This is a genomic window from Desulfovibrio aminophilus DSM 12254 (assembly GCF_000422565.1).
Taxonomy (GTDB): Bacteria; Desulfobacterota; Desulfovibrionia; order Desulfovibrionales; family Desulfovibrionaceae; genus Aminidesulfovibrio; species Aminidesulfovibrio aminophilus.
Genome location: NZ_AUMA01000009.1, coordinates 88358 through 111299, shown reverse-complemented (window position 1 = coordinate 111299; position 22942 = coordinate 88358). Strand labels below are relative to the sequence as shown.

General features: G+C 67.5%; 19 protein-coding genes and 1 pseudogene. 18 read left to right on the top strand and 2 right to left on the bottom strand.

What is annotated here, in order from left to right:
- The first annotated feature begins 8 nt into the window (after positions 1–8).
- The 13 genes and pseudogenes from mqnB (at position 9) to H587_RS0107030 (ending at position 13761) form a co-directional block, all read left to right on the top strand.
- Complete coding sequence (mqnB, locus tag H587_RS0107085; RefSeq protein WP_027175677.1) at positions 9–710, top strand: futalosine hydrolase; 702 nt, start codon at positions 9–11, stop codon at positions 708–710.
- Between the two features lie 56 nt (positions 711–766).
- Positions 767–1729, top strand: coding sequence for a polyprenyl synthetase family protein (locus H587_RS0107080; RefSeq protein ID WP_027175676.1), 963 nt, complete (start codon positions 767–769; stop codon positions 1727–1729).
- A gap of 19 nt (positions 1730–1748) precedes the next feature.
- Complete coding sequence (locus H587_RS0107075; RefSeq protein WP_027175675.1) at positions 1749–4244, top strand: sensor domain-containing diguanylate cyclase; 2496 nt, start codon at positions 1749–1751, stop codon at positions 4242–4244.
- A gap of 37 nt (positions 4245–4281) precedes the next feature.
- Positions 4282–7266, top strand: a complete 2985-nt coding sequence (locus tag H587_RS0107070) for an AIR synthase-related protein (protein ID WP_027175674.1) — start codon at positions 4282–4284, stop codon at positions 7264–7266.
- A 194-nt stretch (positions 7267–7460) separates the two neighbouring features.
- Complete coding sequence (locus H587_RS0107065) at positions 7461–7943, top strand: cytochrome c family protein (protein ID WP_051202513.1); 483 nt, start codon at positions 7461–7463, stop codon at positions 7941–7943.
- A 10-nt stretch (positions 7944–7953) separates the two neighbouring features.
- Positions 7954–9969, top strand: coding sequence for a methyl-accepting chemotaxis protein (locus tag H587_RS0107060; RefSeq protein ID WP_027175672.1), 2016 nt, complete (start codon positions 7954–7956; stop codon positions 9967–9969).
- Positions 9970–10074: 105 nt separating this feature from the next.
- Positions 10075–10419, top strand: a complete 345-nt coding sequence (locus H587_RS17635; RefSeq protein ID WP_034608763.1) for a PilZ domain-containing protein — start codon at positions 10075–10077, stop codon at positions 10417–10419.
- 85 nt (positions 10420–10504) lie between these two features.
- Complete coding sequence (locus H587_RS0107050; RefSeq protein WP_027175671.1) at positions 10505–10906, top strand: Fur family transcriptional regulator; 402 nt, start codon at positions 10505–10507, stop codon at positions 10904–10906.
- Between the two features lie 109 nt (positions 10907–11015).
- Entirely contained in the window at positions 11016–11588 is a 573-nt protein-coding gene (gene rbr, locus H587_RS0107045; RefSeq protein ID WP_027175670.1) for a rubrerythrin, read from the top strand.
- Between the two features lie 29 nt (positions 11589–11617).
- Positions 11618–12007, top strand: coding sequence for a desulfoferrodoxin (locus tag H587_RS0107040; protein WP_027175669.1), 390 nt, complete (start codon positions 11618–11620; stop codon positions 12005–12007).
- 57 nt (positions 12008–12064) lie between these two features.
- A pseudogene (locus H587_RS21080) lies at positions 12065–12283 on the top strand (rubredoxin); the annotation flags it as partial.
- A gap of 15 nt (positions 12284–12298) precedes the next feature.
- Positions 12299–12460 carry a rubredoxin gene (gene rd / locus H587_RS21075; protein WP_245560841.1) on the top strand — a complete coding sequence of 54 codons (162 nt, stop codon included), beginning with the start codon at positions 12299–12301 and terminating at the stop codon, positions 12458–12460.
- Positions 12461–12549: 89 nt separating this feature from the next.
- Positions 12550–13761 (top strand): FprA family A-type flavoprotein, encoded by a 1212-nt coding sequence (locus H587_RS0107030; protein WP_027175667.1) that lies wholly within the window; start codon positions 12550–12552, stop codon positions 13759–13761.
- A 149-nt stretch (positions 13762–13910) separates the two neighbouring features.
- On the opposite strand, the gene H587_RS0107025 is transcribed toward H587_RS0107030, so the two are convergent.
- The gene (locus H587_RS0107025; RefSeq protein WP_027175666.1) at positions 13911–14414 is read right to left on the bottom strand and encodes a hypothetical protein; all 504 of its coding nucleotides are present in this window, start codon (positions 14412–14414) and stop codon (positions 13911–13913) included.
- Positions 14415–14496: 82 nt separating this feature from the next.
- The gene (locus H587_RS21230; RefSeq protein WP_084630514.1) at positions 14497–15519 is read right to left on the bottom strand and encodes an OmpA family protein; all 1023 of its coding nucleotides are present in this window, start codon (positions 15517–15519) and stop codon (positions 14497–14499) included.
- Positions 15520–15841: 322 nt separating this feature from the next.
- On the opposite strand from H587_RS21230, the gene rfaD reads away from it, so the two are divergent.
- From rfaD to alr, 5 genes are read left to right on the top strand one after another with little or no spacing between them, the layout of a single operon-like run.
- Positions 15842–16819, top strand: coding sequence for an ADP-glyceromanno-heptose 6-epimerase (gene rfaD / locus H587_RS0107015; RefSeq protein WP_027175664.1), 978 nt, complete (start codon positions 15842–15844; stop codon positions 16817–16819).
- 12 nt (positions 16820–16831) lie between these two features.
- A complete protein-coding gene (locus H587_RS17630; RefSeq protein WP_034608760.1) occupies positions 16832–19255 on the top strand; it encodes an LPS-assembly protein LptD in 2424 nt (807 codons plus the stop codon).
- A 2-nt stretch (positions 19256–19257) separates the two neighbouring features.
- Positions 19258–21045: a DNA mismatch repair endonuclease MutL gene (gene mutL / locus H587_RS0107005; RefSeq protein ID WP_027175663.1), complete on the top strand. Its 1788-nt coding sequence runs from the start codon at positions 19258–19260 to the stop codon at positions 21043–21045.
- 7 nt (positions 21046–21052) lie between these two features.
- Complete coding sequence (locus H587_RS0107000; RefSeq protein ID WP_027175662.1) at positions 21053–21799, top strand: class I SAM-dependent methyltransferase; 747 nt, start codon at positions 21053–21055, stop codon at positions 21797–21799.
- A gap of 15 nt (positions 21800–21814) precedes the next feature.
- Complete coding sequence (gene alr, locus H587_RS0106995) at positions 21815–22933, top strand: alanine racemase (protein ID WP_027175661.1); 1119 nt, start codon at positions 21815–21817, stop codon at positions 22931–22933.
- Positions 22934–22942: the final 9 nt, after the last annotated feature.

Here is a 22942-nt window from a genome sequence, read left to right as displayed (position 1 = left end):
GAGCCGCCATGCCCATCGCCCTCGTCGCGGCCACGGCCAAGGAGATGCGCGGGGCCCTGGGCTTTCTTCGTGAGCCGCCCGAGGTCGAGTCCGGGCGCGAGAAGCTTTTCGTCTTGGCGGGCAGGGAGATCGTGCCCTGCGTCACGGGCCTGGGAGTGGTCAACGCGGCCCTGGCCCTGGGCCGGATACTGTCCCTGCCGGGCATCGAGGGTGTGGCCAACCTGGGCGTCGCCGGAGCCTTCGACCTCCGCGCGTTGCCTCTGGGGACGGTCTGCGTGGTGCGCCAGGAGATCTGGCCGGAATACGGGCTGCTGGGCCCGCACGGCGTCGACCCCCGGGCCTTGGGCTTCGCCCTGGGCGAGGCCGACGGGACCACGGTCTGGGACCGCCTGGACCTGCATCCCCGCCAGGCCGCCGCGCGCCTGGACCTGGGCCTTTCCGGGCTCTGGCCCGAGGCCGTCTCGCTGACGGTCAGCGGCGTCACCGGAACGCCCGAGCGCGCGGTCGAACTGGAACGGTCCTTCCGGGCCGACGTGGAGAACATGGAGGGCTTCGCCCTGGCCTACGGCTGCGCCCGGGTCGGCGTTCCCTTCGTCGAGGTGCGCGCGGTGTCCAACCGGGTGGGGTCGCGCCCGCCCGTCGACTGGGATCTGGACTTGGCCCTGTCGCGGCTGGGAGCGGCCTGCGCCGCGCTGTTCATGAACCGCTGAGGAACCGCGAAAGTGCTTGCGCGACGGCGGAAAATCAGGGAAAGTACTCCGAGCCCATGAACGACCTGCTGGCCTATTTCGAACAGGAGCTTCCGGTCATCAACGCCTTCCTGGAGGTCGAGACCGGAAAGCTGGACGGCTTGGTGCGCGACGTGGCCCGTTACGTCCTTCTGGGCGGGGGCAAGCGCATCCGGCCGGTCTTGACCATTCTCTCGGCCCGGGCCCTGGGTTACCCCGGGGACGATGTGGCCCCCCTGGCCTGCGCCCTGGAGATGCTCCACTCGGCCACGCTCATTCACGACGACATCCTCGACGGAGCCGAGACGCGCCGCCGCAAGACGGCCGCCCATCTGACCTTCGGCGCGACCGAGACCATCCTGGCGGGCGACGCGCTCCTGGCCCTGGCCAACCGCCTGGGCGCGGGCTACGACATCCCGCGCATCAACTACCTCCTGGCCGAAGGCATCATGGCCACGGCGGCGGGCGAGATCCGCGAGATCGCGCACGTGGCCGAGGCCCGCGCCGACCGGGGGGTCTACCTGGAGATCATCATCGGCAAGACCGCCCGGCTCATCGAGACGGCCTGCCGTTGCGGCGCGGCCCTGGCCAGCCCCGAACGGGAGCTGGAGGACGCCGCCGGAACCTACGGCCTGAACGTGGGCGTGGCCTTCCAGCTGGTGGACGACGCCTTGGACTACATTTCTCCGGAGTCGGTGACGGGCAAGCCCGAAGGCGGCGATCTGCGCGAGGGCAAGCTCACTTGGCCGCTGCTCCTCTTCCTGGAGGAGGAGCCCGACGGCTCCGAGGTTCTGGCCCGCATCCGGGAGAAGTCGCTGGACGAGGCCGCGCGCCGGGAGATCGTCGCCCGCGTGCGCGACAAGGGCTACGCCGACCGGACCCGCGCCGAGGCCGCCCGCTACGTGGGCGAGGCCAAACGCGCCCTGGCCGCCCTGCCGGGCAGCCGTGAGCGTGAGATCCTGGTCCAGGCCGCCGATTTCGTCCTGGCCCGCCGCAAGTGAGGCCGGGAAGGGGACGCCCATGACCCTGGACCAGGTCGTCGAATCCCCCCAGACGCTGCGCCGTTTCAGCCCTTCTCCCGTGGTTCTGCGCCTGATGATCGAGGCCGCCCGTTCCGAACCCGACTTTCAGGTGCTGGCGGGGATCATCCGCGCCGATCCCGCCCTGGCCACCACCATCCTGGCCCTGGTCAATTCACCTTTCTTCGGCTTGGGCAAGAAGGTCTCGGACATCCAGCGCGCGGCCGTCGTTCTGGGCGCGCGTGAGCTGCTCAAGACCGCGCTGCTCGTCTCCCTGCGCAAGGAGCAGGAGCAGGCCCTGCGCGAATCCGGCTACGACGCCTCCGAGGACTGGCGCCTGGCGCTCTGGTCGGCCGTGGCCGCCGAGGCCCTGGCCCGGCGGATCTGCCCGAAGCAGGCCGACCTGGCCTACATCTGCGCCTTGATCAAGGACGTCTCCCTGTTGTTTCTGCGTTCGGCCTCCCCGGAGTTGCTGACCCGGCGCGACTCGGGACCGACGCTCACCGTGCTGCTCCCCGGCCAGTTGGCGGCGGAGAGGGAAGCCTGGGGCATGGACCATCCGGGCCTGTCCCGGCTGCTCCTGGCCAAGTGGGGCCTGCCGCCCGAGATCGGCGAGGGCCTCAGCGGGCACCACTGCCTGGAGGATATGGAGGATCGCGAGCCCCTGCAGCGGGCCGTGATCCTGGCCACCCAGTGGGCCGAAGTGGAGCTGTCCACCGGACGCGGGCCCTTCCCGGCCGTGCGCTTCAGCCATCGTCTGCGCGCGGTGTTGAACCTGCGCGAGGCCGAGATGGAGGAACTGCGCCAGGGCTGTCTGGTGCGCTTCGAGGCGCTGCTCCAGGGTCTCGGCTTGGGCGGCCGGGCCGACGAGGGCTTCTTCCGGCACTCCATCAAGGCCATGCAGGAAGCCTACTTCATGAGCATGGACCTTCTGGCGGCCGAGGGCGGGGTGGACGCCGTGGCCCGGCTGGTGGCCCGGCAACTGGCCCTGTCCTTCGATCTGCGGACTTTCGACCTGGCCCTGAAGTCGCCCCACGGCGGCGGCTACCTGCTCTTCCGCAGCACCGTCGAGGACGGACTCGCCGCGGTGGCCGGGCCCCTGCCCTCGGCTGAATTGCCCTGGTCCCTGCGGCTCAAGGGCGTGTCCCTGCGCTCCAGCGACCGCAAGTGGGGCGAGTTCCGCCACCGCGCCCAGGACGTTCGGCTGGGCGACGCGGGCGCGCTGGATCTCTATCTGCGTTTCGTGGGCCAGGCCTATGAGAACTACTGCGCGCGACAGGCGGTCATCGAGGAACGGGCCTCGGCCTTCGACTCCATGCCCCTGGCCGTGGCCCGGCTCGGCGAACGCGGCGAGATCGTGGAAACCAACCGCCGTTTCCGCGAACTGGCGGGCCTGGACGCCTCCCAGGCGCGCGGCCGCAAGCTGGAGCGCGTCCTCGAAGACCGCCTCGGTTTGTTCATGGGCCGGGAGTGGCAGGAGTTCCTGGAGGACACGGCGCGGCCCTCGTTCAACCGCATCGTCTGCTTTTCGGACCGCAACGCGTCGGGCAAGGGCCGGGACGCCTGCGCCTCGCTCACGGCCCAGCGCGAGGCGGCCGCCGGGCCGGGGCGCATCCTCTTCCTGGTGGAGGGGCTGCGCGACCTCTCGCACCTGGAGGTACAGGCCCTGCGCCGCCGCGACTTCCTGGAACGGCTCATCGGCTCCATGCAGGACAAGGTCTTCACCGTGGACGAGGGGGGGATCATCGGCTTTTCTTCCCTGGAGGGTGAGGAGGGCCGGGGGGAAAGCCTGTTCGAGTTGTTCACCCCGGAGGCCACCTTCACCGGAGCCTGGGGGCCGGAGTTCCTGGAACAGCCCGATCCGCCGGTGGTGGAAGCCACGCTGACTCGGGGGGAGGGAGGCGGAACCTACGAGCTGATCTTCTCCCGGCTGGAGAAGTCGCGCGGCCGGGAGCGGGCCGCCCTGGTGGTCGCCCGGGATCTGTCCGCGGTGCGCCGCCTGGAGAAGGAACTCAAGCTGCGGGCCCTCTATGACGGACTCACCGGACTCTTCAACCACGCCCAGTTCCACGTCATCCTGGAGCGCGAGGTGCGTCGGGCCCAACGGACCGGACGGCCCATGGGCCTGGTCTTCTTCGACCTGGACGGATTCAAGGCCATCAACGACACCAAGGGCCACCAGGCGGGCGACGCCATCCTGCGCCTGATCGGCGAGATCTTGACCCGCGAGGTCCGGCAGGGCATGGACTTTCCCTGCCGCTACGGCGGCGACGAGTTCGCCGTCGTGGTCACCGAGGTGGGGGACCGCGAACTGGAATTCGTGGGCGAACGCCTGCGCCAGGCCGTGAGCGCCCAGTTCGCGGGCAAGGTGACCATCAGCGCCGGGCTCACCGGCCTGGGCCCCCAGGACACCCCCGCCAGTCTGCTCAATCGCGCCGACCGCGCCGCCTACTCGGCCAAGGGCGCCGGCGGCGACATCGTGGTCTGGGCCAAATAGGCGGCCGACTCCCTCGGCCGGAAAAGGAGACATGCACATGCTGCGCCGCTTCGAGGTGGGGCTCCTGTCCCACGTGCGGGACGTGGTGGGCGAACGGGTCGCCCGCAAGATCAGAAACGAGCTGGGCATCGCCGTGGAGCGGGTGCGCCTGGTCCGCGTCTATACCGTGGAAGGACTTCCCGCCGAGCGCCTGGACCGGATTCCGGCCAGCCAGGCCCTGCACGATCCCGTGCTGCACGTGCTCTCCGACACGCCCCTGGCCGAGGGCTTCGACTGGATCATCGAGGTGGGCTTCCGTCCCGGGGTCACGGACAACGAGGGCCGCACGGCCCGCGAGACCCTGGTCCTGGCCCTCGGCCTGCCGCCCGAGGAGGCCTGGGATCTCAAGGTCTACACCTCGGTGCAGTACCTCATTTCCGGCGCGCTCTCCGAAGCCGACGCCGCCCGCATCGGCCGCGACCTGCTGGCCAACGACCTGATCCAGCGCCACGAGTGCCGTTCCGCCGCCCAGTGGCGGAAGAAACCGGGTTTCGAGGCCCGGGCCGCCAGGGTCACGGGCAGGGCCGACGAGGGCGTGGCCGAGGTGCCGCTCTCGACCATGAGCGACGCGGACCTCATGGCCTTCAGCCGGGCCAACACCCTGGCCCTGTCCCTGGAGGAACTGCACGCCATCCGGGCCTGGTACGCCGATCCCCAGGTGCGCGCGGCCCGTGTCGCCCGGGGGCTGCCCGCCGAGCCCACGGACGCCGAGGTGGAGGTTCTGGCCCAGACCTGGAGCGAGCACTGCAAGCACAAGATCTTCACCGCGCGCATCGACTACGACAACCGCGAAACCGGCCGCCGCGAAACCGTGGACAGCCTGTTCAAGACCTTCATCCAGGGCAGCACGGCGGACATCCGCCGGGCCCAGGGCGCGGACGACCTCTGTCTCTCGGTGTTCAAGGACAACGCGGGCGTGATCAAGTTCTCCGACGAGGTTTCGGTCTGCATCAAGGTCGAGACGCACAACAGCCCCTCGGCCCTGGACCCCTACGGCGGGGCGCTCACCGGCATCGTGGGCGTGAACCGCGACCCCATGGGCACGGGCATGGGCGCGAACCTGCTCTGCAACACGGACGTGTTCTGCTTCGCCTCGCCGTTCTGGAAGGGTGAGCTGCCGCCCCGTCTGCTCCATCCGCGCCGCGTCCTGGAAGGGGTGCGCGAGGGCGTGGAGCACGGCGGCAACAAGTCCGGCATCCCCACGGTCAACGGCTCCATCGTCTTCGACGAACGCTACCTGGGCAAACCCCTGGTCTTCTGCGGCACCATCGGCGCCATCCCGACGACCGTGGCGGGCCGTCCGGGCCACGAGAAGGCCGCCCTGCCCGGCGACGCCATCGTCATGTGCGGCGGCCGCATCGGCAAGGACGGCATCCACGGGGCCACCTTCTCCTCCGAGGAACTGCATGAGGGCTCCCCGGCCACGGCCGTGCAGATCGGCGACCCCATCACCCAGCGCAAGATGTACGACTTCCTCATGCGTGCCCGCGACCTGGGGCTGTACAACGCCATCACCGACAACGGAGCGGGCGGCCTGTCCTCCTCCGTGGGCGAGATGGCCCAGGATCCGGGCGGCTGCGACCTGGACCTGAGGAAGGCCCCGCTCAAGTACGACGGGCTCAAACCCTGGGAAATCCTCGTCTCCGAGGCCCAGGAGCGGATGACCGTGGCCGTGCCGCCGGAGAACCTGGATCGCTTCCTGACCCTGTCCCGGGAGATGGACGTGGAGTCCACGGTGCTCGGAACGTTCAACGACTCGGGCCTGTTCCTCGTGCGCTACGGCGACAAGCCCGTGGCCTGTCTGGATATGGAGTTCCTGCACGAGGGCGTGCCCCAGATGCGCTTGGAGGCGGTCTGGGAGGCTCTGGAACGCAGGCCCGCGGCCCTGCCCGAGGCGGCGGACCAGGCCGGTCTGCTCAAGCGCATGCTCGGCCGCCTGAATATCTGCAGCAAGGAATACGTCATCCGGCAGTACGACCACGAGGTCCAGGGCCGGGGCGTGGTCAAGCCCCTGGTGGGCGTGCTCCGCGACGGCCCGGCCGACGCGGCCGTGATCCGGCCCCAGCACGCCTCGGAGCGCGGCCTGGCCATATCCCACGGCATCTGCCCCAAGTATTCCGACCTGGACACTTACTGGATGATGGCCTGCGCCATCGACGAGGCCGTGCGCAACGCCGTGGCCGTGGGCGGCGACCCGAAGCGCATGGCCGGGGTGGACAACTTCTGCTGGTGCGACCCGGTGCAATCCGAGTCCACGCCCGACGGCCGCCGCAAGCTGGCCCAGCTCGTGCGCGCCAACCAGGCCCTGGCCCACTTCTGCCGGGGCTACGGCGTTCCGTGCGTCTCGGGCAAGGACTCGATGAAGAACGACTACAAGGGCGGCGGGGTCAAGATCTCCATTCCGCCCACGGTGCTCTTCTCGGTCCTGGCCATCGTGCCGGACGTGAACCGCTGCGTCACCTCGGACTTCAAGCGCGAGGGCGATTTGGTCTACGTCCTGGGCCGCACCCGCGACGAACTGGGTGGTTCGGAGCTGGCTTCCGAATTGGGCGCGGCCTGCCCGGACGCGCCCCAGGTGGATCTGCGCACGGCCCGGAAGCGCTACGAATCCTTCTTCGCCGCCACCCAGGCGGGCCTCGTCACCGCGGCGCACGACTGTTCCGACGGCGGCCTGGCCGTGGCCCTGGCCGAAATGGCCCTGGGCGGCAGGCTCGGCGCGGAGTTGGACCTCTCGCCCGCGCCCGCCGACGCCGGGCTTTTGGACACGGCGCTGCTCTATTCGGAGTCCCAGAGCCGTCTGGTGGTCACGGTGCGGCCCGAGTCGGCGAAGGCCTTCGAGGCCCTGTTCGCGGGCCAGGATCTGGGCCTGCTGGGCCGGGTGGGCGCGGGACCGGAGCTGTCCCTGAAGCGGGGGGCGGCAACCGTGCTGCGCGCGCCGGTGGAAGAACTGGCCGCGGCCTTCAAATCCACTCTCGACTGGTAGAGATTCGACGGTTTTCGAATGAACGCCGCCGCGACGATCCCGTCGCGGCGGCGTTTTTTGATTTTTTCCTCCCTCCGTCGGCCGGAAGTCTTTACCAATCCCTGGAAACACCCTATAGCTGTTCGCAAAAAGGACGAAAAGGAAGGAACATCGCGATTTTCCAATTTTTTCCATTCTGTCGAGGGGGGAGAACGATGCGGGCGAGTTTCATGTATCCCCTGGCCATTATAGCCTTGGCTGCGGGACTGGTGTTGGCCTATCCTCCGTCCGGCTCCGGCGAGGGCGATTCCGGGCGCTATGTGGGCACGGAGGCCTGCGCCGGGTGTCACGAAAAAGAATACAACAACTACAAGAAGTATTCGAAAAAAGCCCATTCGGCCAAGAGCGTGCGCATCATGGCCGCCAAATTGACCCCGTCCGAACTGACCGAGTGCTACCACTGCCACGCCACGGGCTACGGCAAGCCCGGAGGCTTCGAGAGCTTCGAGAAGACGCCCGCCATGGCCGACGCCGGCTGCGAGGTCTGCCACGGTCCCGGCGCGGACCACGCCGAGTCCGGGGGCGACAAGGCGCTCATCAAGGCCAAGCTGGAGGTCAAGGACTGCGAAGTCTGCCACAACCCCGAGCGGGTCGCCGCCTTCGACTACAAGCCGCTGATCTTCGGCGGGGCGCACTAGGAGGACCGGCATGAACATTCTGCGCAAGATGTCCCTGGGCATGAAGGTCCTGGTGCTGACCTCGTTCCTGACCGTCGGCGCGTTCACAACCCTGTTCCTGGCCAACGCCTATTGGCAGCGGGAGTCCATGCTCGCGGAGACCCACGACATGGCCAAGCTGCACGCCGACATGGTCCAGATGAGCATCGAGAAGCCCATGGCCCGGGGCGACAACGCGGGCACAACCGAGCAGTTCGACGCCATCTCCCGGCGCTACAAGGGCATGGCGGCCTTTCTCACCGACTTCAACGGCAATGTGACCTACTCCACGGACGCCACCCTGATCCGCAAAAGCGTGCTTGAATGGTGCTCGGCGGAAGCCTGCAGGGAGATCGTCACCCGCAGCCTGAAGGAGCCGGTGGAGCAGGGCGGCCTGTTCAACCTGGGCGGCACGGATTTCTTCGTCGAGGTCAAGAGCATCAAGAACGAACCCGCCTGTCATCACTGCCACGGCAAGACCAAGACCATCCTGGGCAGCATGGTCATGGCCCAGGATCTGACCAAGCAGTTCGCCGGGCTGCGCATGACCCTGTACAAGAACGCGGCCATCTCGCTCTTCGGCATGGCCGGTCTGCTGGCGGCCCTGCTCCTGTTCATGAAATTCTCCGTGGTCAACCGCGTGCGCGGCATCGCCTCCTCGGCCAACGCGGTGGCCGAAGGCCGTTTGGACGCCTCCTTCGAGGTCAAGGGCGAGGACGAGGTGGGCGGCCTGGCCCGCAACCTGGCGGCCATGGTCAACCAGATCAAGGACCAGCTCCAGTACAACAAGAGCGTGCTGGACGGCATCATCGTGCCCATCTTCGTCACGGACAAGACGCGCCGCTTCCAGTTCGTGAACCTGCCCCTGCGCAACATCCTGGGCAAGAAGGAGGAGGAACTGCTGGGGCGGACCACCTCCGAGATCATCCGCCTGGGCACCGAGGGCAAGAGCATCACCGGCCAGGCCATCGGGGAGGGGCGTTCGCTCAACGGCACGGTGCGCTACACCCGCGCCGACGGAGTGGAGTTCCCGCTGCACTACGAGGTTTCCCCGCTGAAGGACGCCCAGGGCGTTCCCGTGGGGGCCATCTGCGTGCTCATCGACCTCTCCCAGGAGGAGCGCGATCGCAAGAACATCGAGGCCCAGCGCCAGAATCTGCTCACCGTGGCCAACCAGGTCACGGAGGTTTCAGCGAGCCTGCACAAGGCCTCCCTGACACTCTCCACGCAGATGGACGGCTTGGCGCGGAACGTGGACACCACCGCGGCCCAGACCGGGGAACTGGCCACGGCCATGGATGAGATGAACGCCACGGTGCTCGAGGTGGCCAAGAACGCATCGGACACCGCCGACGCCTCGGGCCGCTCCAACAAGGTGGCCCGCGACGGCGGAGCGGTTGTCCGGCAGACCGTCGGAGAGATCAACGAGGTGGCCGAGACCACCCAGTCCCTGGCCCAGTCCCTGGGCGAACTCTCCACCCGGGCCGAGAACATCGGCCAAGTCATGGGCGTGATCAACGATATCGCGGACCAGACCAACCTGCTGGCGCTCAACGCGGCCATCGAGGCCGCCCGGGCGGGCGAGGCCGGACGGGGCTTCGCCGTGGTGGCCGACGAGGTGCGCAAGCTGGCCGAAAAGACCATGACCGCCACCAAGGAGGTCGAGGAGGCCATCTCGCTCATCCAGCAGAGCACCGCCGACGTGGTCAAGGAAATGGCCGACACCCAGGGGAGGGTGGTCAAGACCGCGGACATGGCCCGCAACGCGGGCGGCGTTCTGGACGAGATCGTGGGCCAATCCGACCACATCGTGGACATGGTCCGCAGCATCGCCACGGCTGCCGAGCAGCAGTCGGCCACGAGCAACGCCATCAACGAGAACGTGATGCACATCAGTCGCCTCTCCAAGGACGTGGCCGACGGCATCCAGAGCGCCAACGCGGACATCCAGGGCATGGCCCAGATGTCCCAGCAGCTGGCCGAACTGGTGGCCAAGTTCCGCCAGTAGGTTTGAGAATGATTGATCGTGCCGTGGTCTTGCGCAAGCAATGATGCTATGAGGAAAGGGCGGCCTGGAGCAGGCCGCCCTTTTTCACACGCCTGGAGGGGGGCCATGAACCAGGATTTCACCGAGAGACGGCAATACCACCGCATCTACCTGCGGGCCTACGTCTTCAACCGGCAGGCCATGCTGCGCAAGGACGGCGAGGTCTTCCGCCTGGGCCTGGTGGACATCAGCATGGGCGGCGCCCGCTTCACCCTGGCCGCGGGCAACGCGGGCAGCCTCTTCGCCGTCGGGGACGAGGTCATCTGCAGCGTCCCGGGACTCAACGACAAGGGCGCCCTGCAGGATCTGCGCTGCGAAATCCGCTGGGTGGACTCGGGGCAGCTCGGGGTGCGGTTTCTTCCGGAACTCGCTCTGTCTACTGCGGATCTTCAGCAACTCCTCACGGTTTAAAACGTTTTGGGAGGACGACCGCGAAAGGCCTTGACTTTTGCCCTTGCGATTAATAGTAATGGTTATCGATTTACTTGGAGAGGCCATGGACACGCAAGGACGAAAGCAACGGTTGTCGAGGCAGCGCAAGGTGATCCTGAGCGAGCTTTGCAAGGTCACGTCCCATCCCACGGCGGATGAGGTCTACGACATGGTCCGGCGGGTCATGCCCCGGATCAGTCTGGGCACGGTCTACCGCAACCTGGAGCTGCTGTGCTCCCAGGGGTTGGCCCAGAAGATCGGCCCGGCCGGCGCGCAGAAGCGTTTCGACGGCAACGCCATGCCGCATCCGCATCTGCGCTGCTCGGTCTGCTCGCGGGTGGTGGACGTGGACTATCCGCCCGAATTGCCGGAGCTGCCGGAAGAGCACTCCCATGGCTTCGAGGTCAGCGGCTGCAGTCTGGAGTTCGTGGGCCTCTGCCCCGAGTGCCGGGCCATGCGCCAGTGACCGCGACTTTACCGGCCGCGCGTCGTGACTCGGCGTCCGAGGTGCGGCGCGCCCATACCGAGACATAACCTGAACACGCCCGACGTGCATCGGGCCATAGGAGGCACACATGCGTCTCAAGGGAACGCGCACGGAAAAGAACCTGCTCACCGCCTTCGCTGGCGAGGCCCAGGCCCGCAACCGCTACACCTACTTCGCCAGCAAGGCCAAGAACGAAGGCTACGTCCAGATCCAGGCCATCTTCGAGGAAACCGCCAACCACGAGAAGGAGCACGCCAAGCGGCTCTACAAGTTCCTTGAGGGCGGCGAGGTCGAGATCACGGCGGCCTTCCCCGCCGGGATCATCGGCAGCACCCTGGAAAACCTCCGGCAGGCCGCCGAGGGCGAACATCACGAGAACTCGGAGATGTATCCCGACTTCGCCAAAGTGGCCCTGGAGGAAGGCTTCAAGGACATCGCCCTGGCCTTCACGTCCATCGGCAAGGCCGAGGTCTACCATGAGCGGCGCTTCAAGGCCCTGGCCAAGCACCTCGAGGATGGGACCGTCTTCAAGCGCGGCGGGACCGTGATCTGGCGCTGCCGCAACTGCGGCTACCTGCACGAGGGCGCGGAGGCTCCCGAGCGTTGCCCGGCCTGCGATCATCCTCGGGCCCACTATGAAGAGTACACGGAAAAATGGTAGAGGGGTGTCAATACCCAAAGGAGGCGCTCATGGCCGGCATCGGTGAAGTTTACAAGTGTGATACCTGCGGCAACATCGTCCTCGTGGTCCACGGCGGAGCGGGGGAACTCGTCTGCTGCGGCAAGCCCATGCGTCTGATGACCGAGAACACGGTGGACGCGGCCCGCGAGAAACACGTTCCGGTCATCGAGGTGTCCGGCGACACCGTGACCGTGAAGGTCGGCGGCGTGCCGCATCCCATGGAAGAGAAACACTGGATCGAGTGGATCGAGCTGACGGCGGACGACGAGGTCTACACCAAGCTGCTCAAGCCCGGGGACAAGCCCGAGGCCTCGTTCTGCCTCTGCGGCAAGAAACCGGCCTCGCTCAAGGCGCGCGAATACTGCAACCTGCACGGCTTGTGGGCGGCGGGCAAATAAGGCACTATTCCAAAACGGGCGGGACCATCGGTCCCGCCCCGCTTCGCGAGGTGAGCCATGGCCAGGCCCGAGGAGATGTACCAGTGCCAGACGGTGAACTGCGGTTACATCTACAATCCGGACAAGGGCGACCGGAAGGGCAAGATCCCCGCCGGCACGCGCTTCGAGGATCTGCCGGACGACTGGCGCTGTCCCATCTGCGGCGGCACCAGGAAGTGCTTCCGGCCGTTGGCCGGGCCGGGCTCCACCAAGGAAGCCGGGTGTGAACTGCCGACCACAAGCGAGGACCCCATGAAGAAGTACGTCTGCACCATTTGCGGCTACGTCTATGACCCCGCCGCCGGAGATCCCGACAACGGCGTGAAGCCCGGCACCTCGTTCGACAAGGTGCCGGAGGACTGGTCCTGCCCCATCTGCGGGGCGCCCAAGGAAAGCTTCGAGCCCGAGGATTGAGCCCGGAACGAAACCATTTTCCAGGCCGCTTCCGCCGTGCGCGGGGCGGCCCCTTTCCGTTTGAACCATCAGCAGGAGCGAAGTGACGCATGCGTCCGGTCGAGATCAAGAAAGACATCTGGTGGGTCGGCGTGGTGGACTGGAACAAGCGCAATTTTCACGGCTATTCCCAGTCTCCCCTGGGCACCACCTACAACAACTACCTCATCCTGGACGAGAAGGTCGTGCTCGTGGACACCGTGGACAAGGAGTTCGCGTCCCGGACCTTCTGCAGCATCGCCCAGGTGCTCCAGGACCGGAAGATCGATTATTTCGTCATCAACCACCTGGAGCCGGACCACGCGGGTTCCCTGGCCCTGGCCGTGGAGCGCTACAAACCGGAGAAGATCTACACCTCGCCCATGGGCGAGAAGGCCCTGCGGGCCCATTTCCACGCCTCCGCCGACTGGCCGGTGGAGGTGGTCCCCAGCGGCGCCACCCTGTCCATCGGCAAGCGCACCCTGCATTTCCTGGAGACGCGCATGCTCCACTGGCCGGACAGCATGCTCACCTACGTCTCCCCGGACAAGCTGGCCTTCACCAACGACGCCTTCGGCCAGAACATGGCCACGGGCGAGCGTTTCGCCGACCAGGTTGATCGCGCGGTCCTGCGCCGGGCCATGGCCGAGTACTACGCCAACATCGTCCTGCCGTACTCCCCGGTGGTGCTGAAGACCCTCTCCACCGTGGCCGACATGGGCCTGGAGCTGGACATGCTCTGCCCGGACCACGGCCTGATCTGGCGCGGGGCCGAGGACGTGCGCTACGTGCTCGAGGCCTACCGCGAATTCGCCCTCCAGAAGCCCCTCAAGAAGGCGGTCATCGCCTACGACACCATGTGGCACAGCACCGAGTCCATGGCCGAGGCCATCGCCGACGGCCTGATGGACGAGGGCGTTTTGGTGCGGATCATGGACCTCAAGGCCAACCACCACAGCGCGGTGATGACCGAGCTGTTCGACGCCGCCGCCCTGGTGCTCGGCTCGCCGACCCACAACAACGGCATCCTGCCCCTGGTGGGCAACCTCATCACCTACGTCAAGGGATTGCGGCCGCAGAACAAGATCGGCGCGGCCTTCGGCTCCTTCGGCTGGAGCGGCGAGTGCGTGAAGATCCTGACCCAGGCCCTGACCGACATGAACATGGAGGTCGTGGAGCCCGGGGTCAAGGCCAAGAACGTGCCGACCCACGAGGCTCTGGGCCAGTGCGTGGAGCTGGGCCGCAAGATCGGCCAGGCGATCAAGGCCAAGGTCGGGGAATAGGCGCGCAGCGCAGTCTCATACGCTGGAACGATCGCGGCCGGTCGGCGGGGAGCACCCGTCGACCGGTCGTTTTCATTGTGGTGGGCGAAAAAAGAGGCGGCGGGATTCATCCCCCGCCGCCCGGAAAAAGCCGTTGCGCTCCGGCCGGTCTAGCGCGGCGCGGACCAGGCCGTGTCCTTGTTGGCGATGCTGAAGATCTCGTTCAGCGTGGTCCGGGAGGCGGCCTGGAAGGGCCCGGCCTTGGCCGCCTGGGGCGTGTCGCCGTAGCTCTCGAAGACCTCCACCTTGTAAAGGATGGAGCCGATGTAGGCCCCGGGCTTGTAGGTCGAGGCCCGGACCTGGCAGATGGGCGCGTCGTCGTCGCGGATGGCGTTGTAGCGGGCCACGTAGCGGCCGTCGGCGGCGCGCTGGACCTCGCAGTTGCCGGGACCGGAGAGCTGGTTGCGCTTGAGCGTGGCGATCCACTGCCGGGCGAAACTGGCCAGACGGTCGTGCAGTTCGTCGAGGATCATCTGCTGCGGGTCGGTGATCACCAGGGCCTGGGGCTGGCCGGGGGCGAACGCGCCGTCCTGCGCCCGCGCCGCCGGGGCGGCGGTCAGGATGAGCAGGAAAAGGATCGGGGGAAGCTTCAGGAGAAAGGCTTTCGTGTTCATGATCTCGGCAAGGGGGTGAGATTGTTGTCCGGCGGGGACGGTCCCGAAGGACCGCCCCCGGCCGGATGCAATCGGCTTACACCTACTTGCTGCGGATTTCAACCCGGCGGTTGAGGGCCCGGCCCTCGGCCGTGGAGTTGTCGTACTTGGGCTTCATCTTGCCGTAGCCCGCGGACTCGATGCGCTGGGAGTCGATGCCGTTCTTCACCAGCCAGTCGGAGACGGACTTGGCGCGGCGCTCGGACAGGCCCTGGTTGTAGACCTCGGTGCCGATGGAGTCGGTGTGGCCTTCGACCACGATCTCCATCTCGGGACGCTGCTTGAGCAGCAGAAGGGCCTGCTCCAGGGAGGGGATCATCTCGTCGGTGATGGCGAACTTGTCGAAGCCGAAGTTCAGGCTGCGGAAGACGATCACTTCCTTGTCGGAGGCGGCGGGAGCGGCGCCCATGTCGTAGAAGACGTCCTTCACGAACTGGTCCATGACCGCGCCGTCCTTGAGGGCCGCGCCCTCGACGAACACGGCGCACTTGGAGATGGCGCGCAGCTCGTCGACGATGCGCTTGCCGTGGGCGGTGTCGGCGTAGCTGACCACGTGGATGCAGAGGCGGTTGCCGTACTTGGCGTAGAGGGCCTTGGCCTCGGCCACGGGGTCGGTGCCCAGGTTGTTCTCGCCGTCGGTGAGCAGGACCACGGCGATGCGGCCGGAGCTGGTGCCGATGACCGGGTCGAGGGACATCAGGCCGTCACCCATGGGGGTCTGGCGGCCGTAGATCTCGTAGTCGGTCTTGATCTTGCCGATGGCCGCGTCCAGGCCCGCCTTGTCGTAGGGCTTGAGTTCCTGGAACTTGCCGTAGGGGGCGAAGGTGTACAGGGAGCCCTTGTAGGGCAGGGCCGGGATTTTGGCGTTCATGGCCAGAAGGGTTTCCTTGGCCAGGGCGATCTTGGTCTTGGCGCCGCCCTTGTAGTCCATGGCCATGGAACCGGAGTAGTCCTGGAAGAGGATGAAGTTGTCGACCTTGGGGGTCATCTTGGGCGCGGCGAAGGCCGTGGAGGCCAGCAGCAGAAGCGCGGCCATGGCGACCAGCGAACGTTGCATGTGTTTCATGATCATCTCCTTGGCATCGTTGGGGTTCTCTCTCCTGAGTGATGGAAATGAAAAGTCATTGTGAACAGTATAGGAGAACCGACTCCGCGTTGCAAGGAAAGAATCCCGTAAGGCGGCCGGGCAGCGGCTCATCCGGCGTCGCGGGCCGAGCGGATGACCTCCTTGAGCCTGCCCGCGGCGCGCGCCAGCCCCGCCACGGCCTCGGCGGCCCCGGCGCGGGGGTGAAAAGTCCCGGCCCGCGCCGGTTGCGTCCGTCCCGGAAAGCCATTATGAGAATTGTTTAGATTTTTTCGAAACTGGACCGGATCCTCAAGGAGCGCGCATGTACATAGTCACCGGCGGCGCCGGATTCATCGGCAGCGCAATGGTTTGGAAGCTCAACCAGATGGGCGTCACGGACATTCTGGTGGTGGACGAGCTGGGCCGGGACGAGAAGTGGAAGAACCTGGTGAACCTCAAGTACGAGGACTACCTGCACAAGGACCAGTTCTTCAAGATGCTGCTCAAGGGTGAGGATCCCTTCGAGACCGACGCGGTGATCCACATGGGCGCCAATTCCTCGACCACCGAGCCCGACGCCGACCACCTCATGGAGAACAACTACCGCTACACCCAGATGCTCTGCCGCTTCGCGCTGAACCACGGGGTGCGGATGATCAACGCCTCCAGCGCGGCCACCTACGGCGACGGCTCCCTGGGCTTCTCCGACGACCATGCCGGGCTGGAGCGGCTCAAGCCCCTGAACATGTACGGCTACTCCAAGCAGCTCTTCGACCTCTGGGCCTTGCGCTCCGGGGCCCTGGAGCGCTTGGCTTCGCTCAAGTTCTTCAACGTCTTCGGGCCCAACGAGTTCCACAAGGGCGACATGATGAGCGTGATCTGCAAGGCCCGCAAGCAGATCCGCGAGACCGGGCGCATGCGCCTGTTCAAGTCCTACCACCCCGACTACCCGGACGGCGGGCAGATGCGCGATTTCGTCTGGGTCAAGGACTGCGTGGACGTGATGTGGTGGCTTCTGGAGCACCCGGAGGCCAACGGCGTGTTCAACGTGGGCACGGGCAAGGCCCGGACCTGGAACGATTTGGCCCGAGCGGTGTTCGCGGCCCTCTCCCTGGAGCCGGTCATCGAGTACATGGAGATGCCCGAGGGCCTGCGCGGCAAGTACCAGTATTTCACCCAGGCGGAGATGGGCAAGCTCCGGGCGGCGGGTTACGAGGCCCCCTTCACCTCTCTGGAGGACGCGGCCCGCGAGTACGTCCGGGACTACCTGGAGCGGGAAGACCCGCATCTCGGGAACTAGGCGGGAGGCGGTTTGCGGCGCGACGTGGCGCGACGGTTGTTCTCGGTGGCCCTGGTGGCCGTGCTTCTGGCGGGCATGCCCCTGGCCCTGCCGGGCAAGGTCAGTTCGCCCACCGAACTGCGGGAGTTTCTGCCCCCGGAGGCGCCGTCCCTTTCGAGCCCCGACGCCGCCGTGGTCTCGTCCTCCGCTCCGGCCGATCCCGAGGCTCCGTGGCATTTTTCGGCCGAAAAGGTCGTCACCGAGCACGACGCCAAGTACGTGGAGGCCCAGGGCGAGGTGACCCTCTCCCAGGGCCGCAACATCTTGCGCGCCGATTTCGCCCGCTATTACGAGGCCACCCGCTGGGTTTTCCTCAAGGGCAACGTCCGGGTCAACTGGGAGGGCGACATCCTGGAGGCCGAGGAGGCCGAGTTCGACCTGTCCTCCGGCGTGGGCTGGCTCAAGCGCGGCAAGGTCTTCGTCTCCAAGCCGCATGTCTTCCTCGAGTCCGAGTATGTGCAGAAGCATAAGGGCGCCATCTACTCCTTCAAGAACGCCACGGTCACGCGCTGCGTCGGGGCGAGCCCGGCCTGGTCGCTGACGGCCCGCGAGGGCGAGATCAACATCGACGGCCGGACCCAGGTCTGGCATTCGGCCTTGCGGGTCAAGGACATGCCCGTGGCCTACCTGCCCTACACCGCCATTCCGGGGATGAAGAAGCGCCAGAGCGGCGTGCTCATGCCCGAGGTCTACCGCAGCGACCGCCTGGGATTCGGTCTGAACATTCCCTACTACTGGGCCATCAACGACGAGATGGACGTCACCTTCAACCAGAATTGGATGAGCAGGCGCGGCTACATGCAGGGCCTGGAGTTCCGGCACGCCCAGGACGCCCGGACCAAGGGCTTGTGGCGTTTCGACATCCTGTCCGACGCCAAGGTGGCCAGGACCGAGGCCGAGGAGGACCGCGTCTTCCGCGGCGACGGCCTGACCCGGCCCAACCGCAGCCGCTGGTGGTGGCGCAGCAAGTATGACGGCCACCTGCCCGAGTCCACCAAGTGGAAGACCCTGCTGGACGTGGACATGGTTTCGGACCAGAACTACCTGCGCGAGTTCCGTTCCGGGAGCATGGGTTATCTTCGCAGCCGCCAGGAGTTCCTGGACCGCTTCGGCCGCGATCTCGACTCCCTGGACGCCCAGAACCGCACGAGCACGGCCCAGATCTCGCGCTCCTGGGACGGTTTCGGAGTGGCCGGAACCGCGCAGTATACCCAGAACCTGGCCTACTGGAACGGCAACGGCAAGAGCGGCGACGATCCCACGCTCCAGCGCGTGCCGGAACTGGACGCCTTCGCCTACAAGAACCGCATCGGCGCCACCCCGCTGGAGTTCCAGGGCGACGCCCAATACGGCTACTACTGGCGGGAGTCCGGCACCACCGGCCACCGTCTGGACACCAGCCCCACGGTGAGCCTGCCCCTGTCCTCGCGCTACGGCTCGGTCATCCCCCGGGCGGGCATCCGCCAGACCATGTACGGCGTGGACCGCTGGGGCAACGAGGCTCCCTACGTGAACTCCGCCGGAGTCTCCGAGGGCGCGCACACCTCGGACAATTCCTTCCTCTCGCGCACCAACTACGAGATGGGTTTCGACGCCTTCACCGAGTTCTACCGGGCCTTCGACCTGCGGCGGGAGAGTCTGGCCCCGAGCCTGGCCAACGCCGGGCAGAGCCGCTGGATGGCCATGAAGCACTCCGTCGTGCCGCGCCTGGAATACTCCTACATGCCCCGGATCACGGGCCAGTCCCGGTTGCCCTATTTCGACGACCGCGACCGGCTCATGGGCCGCAACGTCAGCACGTTCTCGCTGACCAACGTGCTGGACCGCCGCCGCGACCGGGTGACCCTGGTTTCGGACGGCACGGACGCCCGGCCCGCCCTGGCCACGGACTATCTCGACTTCCTGCGCCTGCGGCTGGAGCAGGGCTACGACTACGAGGAGGCCCAGCGCCAGGATCTGGTGAACCTCTACCCGCGCCGCCCCTTCACCGACACCACCCTGGAGCTGACCTACAAGCCCGAGCAATACCTGAGCCTCATTTCGCGCACGCGCTACTCGCCCTACCAGAGTGCCGTCACCGAGCACGAACACTTCGTGCGCGTGGAGAAGGAGTATCTGGGCGACCTCTTCTTCGGCCTGGACTTCCTGGAGAAGGTCCACGAGTACAAGCGCTACCGCGACCGGGACTACAACATGCTGCGCGTGGGCGGCGACTACTACCTGACCCGCGATCTCATCCTGGGCGCGGACTTCCGCTACGATCTGCTCATGGGCAGCTCGGTCAACCGCTTCCTGAGCCTGACCTGGCGGCACCAGTGCTTCGACCTCATGCTCTCCTTCGAGCAGGGCTACGACGACAACCGTGTGGCCATCACGGTGAATCTTTTCGAGTTCTAGCCATGTCCCGGCGTCCCATCGTCCTCCTGCCCGAGGCCCTGCGCAATCAGATCGCCGCCGGGGAGGTGGTCGAACGCCCTTCCAGCGTGGTCAAGGAGCTGGCCGAGAACAGCCTCGACGCCGGGGCCCGGCGCGTGGACGTGGAACTGTCGCGCGGCGGGTTGGCCCTCATCGCGGTGCAGGACGACGGCGGCGGGGTGCCGCCGGGCGAACTGGCCCTGGCCGTGACCCGCCACGCCACGAGCAAGATCGTCTCGACCGCCGATCTTTGGCGCATCGCCACCTTCGGCTTCCGTGGCGAGGCCCTGCCGAGCATCGCCTCGGTGTCCCTGTTGCGCATGACCTCGCGCTTCCCCGGGGAGTCCGAGGCCCGCTACGTGGAGGTGGAGAACGGACGGCTGCGCGACGAGGGCCCGGCGGCCCTGGCCGCCGGCACCCGGGTGGAGGTGCGTGGGCTGTTCCAGAGCGTGCCCGCCCGGCTCAAGTTTCTGCGCTCCGAGGCCACCGAGGCCCGGCGTTGCCAGGACATCCTCATGCGCATGAGCCTGGCCCGGCCGGACGCGGCCTTTTCCTTGACCCTGGACGGCCGCGAGTCGTTCCGCCTGCCTCCGGGTCAGGATCTGGCCGCGCGGCTGGCCCGCTTCTGGCCTCCGGCGGTCTGCCAGGGGCTGCGGCCCTTCGATTTCGACCTCGACGGCGCGCGGGCCCGCGGCCTGGCGGGCGACCCGGCCACGGCCCAGGGCCGGGGCGACCGCATCCTCTGCTTCGTCAACGGCCGGGCCGTGCAGGACCGGCTGCTCACCCGGGCCGCGCGCAACGCCTACCAGGGCCGTCTGCTGACCTCGGAATTCCCCCAGCTGGCGCTGTTTCTGGAGCTGCCCCCGGACGAGGTGGACGTGAACGTGCATCCGGCCAAGCTGGAGGTGCGCTTTCGCGACGAGGGCGCGATCTTCTCCCTGGTTCGGCGGGCCCTGCTCCAGGCCCTGGAGGTCATGGCTCCCACGGCGTTCTTCGAGACGCCGCCGTCCCGCGAGGAGCGGGAGTCCCTCGCCGCGCCCTCCCAGCGCGCGCTGCCCGTGGAGCCGCCCAAGTTCGGCTCCTACCGCGAGTTCCGTTCCTCCTACGGCGAGTCCCCGGTCGCGCCTTTTTCCGCCGGGAGGGGGGGCGAGGCCCAGCGGCCGGCCGACCCGTCCCCGCCGCGCCCCCAGTCTCCCTCGGCCGCCTCCGCGCCCGTGTCCCTGGGCGATTCCGGCCTGACCTACTTGGGACAGGTGGCCGACACCTATCTCGTGCTGCGCACTCCCGACGGCTTGGCCCTGCTGGACCAGCACGCGGCCCACGAGCGGGTGCTCTTCGAGAACATGCGCTCGGGCCGTACCCGGGGCGAGTCCCAGCCCCTGGCCGTGGGCCTGGAGCTGGACCTGCACCCGTCCGAGGCCGAGCTGCTGGAGGAGGTCGGCGCGGACCTGCGGCGTCTGGGCTTCGGCTTCCGCGAGGCGGGAGCCGGGCGTCTGGCCTTGACCGCCGTGCCGCCGGGACTTGATGCCGGCAAGGCAATGGAGTATTTCCGGGCCGCGGTGAGCGGGCAATCCAGGAATCTCGCCGGTCTCTGGACCATGCTGTCCTGCCGCTCGGCCATCAAGGCGGGCGACGTGCTGGCCCGGGACGAGGCGTTGGCCCTGCTCTCCGCGTGGCTGGACTGTCCGGAGCGGGACTACTGCCCGCATGGGCGGCCCGCGCTGGTGGCCTTCAACGAGGCCGACCTGGAGAAACTCTTCAAGAGGAAATGACCGGATCATGAATTCCGACTTTTTTTTCGAGGCGCATCGGAACCTGCCCCGCCAGGGGCCCGGCGACGAGGCCTCAACCCTGCGGGCGCTGGTCCTGGCCGGAAGCCTGCCGGAGGAATTGCACGTGCTGGACCTGGGCTGCGGCCCGGGCATGCAGACCCTGGTTCTGGCGCGGGCCTTGCCCGGAGCCCGGATCACGGCGGTGGATCTCCACGAGCCCTTCCTTGACGAACTGCGCGCCCGCGCCCGGGCGGCGGACCTCGACGGCCGCCTGGAGACCCTGGCCGCGGACATGGCCGAGCTGCCCTTCGAGGACGGCTCCTTCGACCTGATCTGGGCCGAGGGCTCCATCTACAACCTGGGCTTCGACCGGGGACTGCGGCTTTGGAAGCGGCTGCTCCGGCCCGGCGGCGTCCTGGCCTGCACCGAGCTGGCCTGGCTCGTCTCCGATCCGCCTCAGGAGGCCGTCCGCTACTGGGAGACCGGCTACCCCGGGATGCGGCAGGCCCCGGCCAACATGGAGGCGGCCCGCGCCGCCGGGTACGACATCCTGGGCTCCTTTCCACTGCCGCTGTCGGCCTGGCGCAAGGACTACTACGATCCCCTGCGGCGCAACCTGGAGGCCATGCGCGTCCGCCGCGCGGACGACTCCGAGGCCCTGGAAGTCATCGCCGCCGAGGAGGCGGAGATGGACATCTTCCGCCGCCACGGCACGAGCTACGGCTACGTCTTCTACATCCTCCGCAAGCCCTGACCGGCGGGAGCCTCCATGACCATCACCTACAACAAGATCCGCACCCGCATCCACCTGGACCGCATCACCTCCAATTACCGCCTGCTGTGCAAGATCGGGGGCGCGGTCATTCCGGTCATCAAGGCCGACGCCTACGGCCACGGGCTCGTGCAGGTGGCCCGCGTCCTGGCCCAGGCGGGGGCCGAAACCTTCGCCGTGGGCACCGTGGAGGAGGGGGTCAAGCTGCGCCTCTCGGGCTGCGCGGGGCGCATCGTCTCGCTGCTGGGGCCCCTGGACGGCGAGGAGTACGACGCCCTCTTCGACCAGAACATCATCCCCTTCGTGGGCGGCTTCGCCCAACTGGAGGAAATCCACCGCCGTTCCGAGCAGTGGGGCCGCCCGCTGCCGGTGAGCCTCAAGTTCGACACCGGCATGGCCCGGCTGGGCTTCGTCCGGGACGACCTCGGCGTTCTGCTGGAGCGGCTCAAGGCCCTGCCCGGCGTCAAGCCGGTGATGGCCAGCTCCCACTTGGCCACGGCCGACGACCCCGAGGGCGGGGAGTTCGTTCGGGAGCAGGGGGGCATCTTCGACGAGGCCCTGGCGGCCCTGGCCGAGGCCGGGTTCAAGGTCGAGGCCAACCTGGCCAACTCGGCGGGCATCCTGGCCCACAAGACTCTGCACCACCAGTCCCAGCGCGCGGGCATCGCGCTTTACGGCTGCAACCCCTTCCTGGGTACGGACCTGGCCGAGCTGGGCCGAGGGCTCAAGCCCGCCATGGAGGTGCGCACTCCGGTGGTGGCGGTGCATCCCCTGAAGAAGGGCGTGAGCATCAGCTACGGCCGGACCTTCAAGGCTCCCACCGACATGACTGTGGCCATCGTGGCCGTGGGCTACGCCGACGCCTACAGCCGGGGGCTGTCCAACAAGGGGGCCATGCTCGTGCACGGCAGGCGCGCGCCCATCCTGGGCCGGGTCTGCATGCAGCTCACGGCCGTGGACGTCACCGGCCTGCCCGAAGTCAAGCCCGGCGACCTGGTTCACCTGCTGGGCGGCGAAGGCGAGACCATCACGCCCGAGGAACTGGCGGGCTGGTGGGGCACCATCACCTATGAAGTCTTCTGCCTGCTGGGCCTGAACCGGCGGGAATACGTCTGAAGGGGGAGA

What these genes read in the sequence shown, in the direction of transcription:
- mqnB (WP_027175677.1), top strand. Translation starts at nt 9, where the DNA reads ATGCCCATCGCCCTCGTCGCGGCCACGGCCAAGGAGATGCGCGGGGCC.
- H587_RS0107080 (WP_027175676.1), top strand. Translation starts at nt 767, where the DNA reads ATGAACGACCTGCTGGCCTATTTCGAACAGGAGCTTCCGGTCATCAAC.
- H587_RS0107075 (WP_027175675.1), top strand. Translation starts at nt 1,749, where the DNA reads ATGACCCTGGACCAGGTCGTCGAATCCCCCCAGACGCTGCGCCGTTTC.
- H587_RS0107070 (WP_027175674.1), top strand. Translation starts at nt 4,282, where the DNA reads ATGCTGCGCCGCTTCGAGGTGGGGCTCCTGTCCCACGTGCGGGACGTG.
- H587_RS0107065 (WP_051202513.1), top strand. Translation starts at nt 7,461, where the DNA reads ATGCGGGCGAGTTTCATGTATCCCCTGGCCATTATAGCCTTGGCTGCG.
- H587_RS0107060 (WP_027175672.1), top strand. Translation starts at nt 7,954, where the DNA reads ATGAACATTCTGCGCAAGATGTCCCTGGGCATGAAGGTCCTGGTGCTG.
- H587_RS17635 (WP_034608763.1), top strand. Translation starts at nt 10,075, where the DNA reads ATGAACCAGGATTTCACCGAGAGACGGCAATACCACCGCATCTACCTG.
- H587_RS0107050 (WP_027175671.1), top strand. Translation starts at nt 10,505, where the DNA reads ATGGACACGCAAGGACGAAAGCAACGGTTGTCGAGGCAGCGCAAGGTG.
- rbr (WP_027175670.1), top strand. Translation starts at nt 11,016, where the DNA reads ATGCGTCTCAAGGGAACGCGCACGGAAAAGAACCTGCTCACCGCCTTC.
- H587_RS0107040 (WP_027175669.1), top strand. Translation starts at nt 11,618, where the DNA reads ATGGCCGGCATCGGTGAAGTTTACAAGTGTGATACCTGCGGCAACATC.
- rd (WP_245560841.1), top strand. Translation starts at nt 12,299, where the DNA reads ATGAAGAAGTACGTCTGCACCATTTGCGGCTACGTCTATGACCCCGCC.
- H587_RS0107030 (WP_027175667.1), top strand. Translation starts at nt 12,550, where the DNA reads ATGCGTCCGGTCGAGATCAAGAAAGACATCTGGTGGGTCGGCGTGGTG.
- H587_RS0107025 (WP_027175666.1), bottom strand. Translation starts at nt 14,414, where the DNA reads ATGAACACGAAAGCCTTTCTCCTGAAGCTTCCCCCGATCCTTTTCCTG.
- H587_RS21230 (WP_084630514.1), bottom strand. Translation starts at nt 15,519, where the DNA reads ATGAAACACATGCAACGTTCGCTGGTCGCCATGGCCGCGCTTCTGCTG.
- rfaD (WP_027175664.1), top strand. Translation starts at nt 15,842, where the DNA reads ATGTACATAGTCACCGGCGGCGCCGGATTCATCGGCAGCGCAATGGTT.
- mutL (WP_027175663.1), top strand. Translation starts at nt 19,258, where the DNA reads ATGTCCCGGCGTCCCATCGTCCTCCTGCCCGAGGCCCTGCGCAATCAG.
- H587_RS0107000 (WP_027175662.1), top strand. Translation starts at nt 21,053, where the DNA reads ATGAATTCCGACTTTTTTTTCGAGGCGCATCGGAACCTGCCCCGCCAG.
- alr (WP_027175661.1), top strand. Translation starts at nt 21,815, where the DNA reads ATGACCATCACCTACAACAAGATCCGCACCCGCATCCACCTGGACCGC.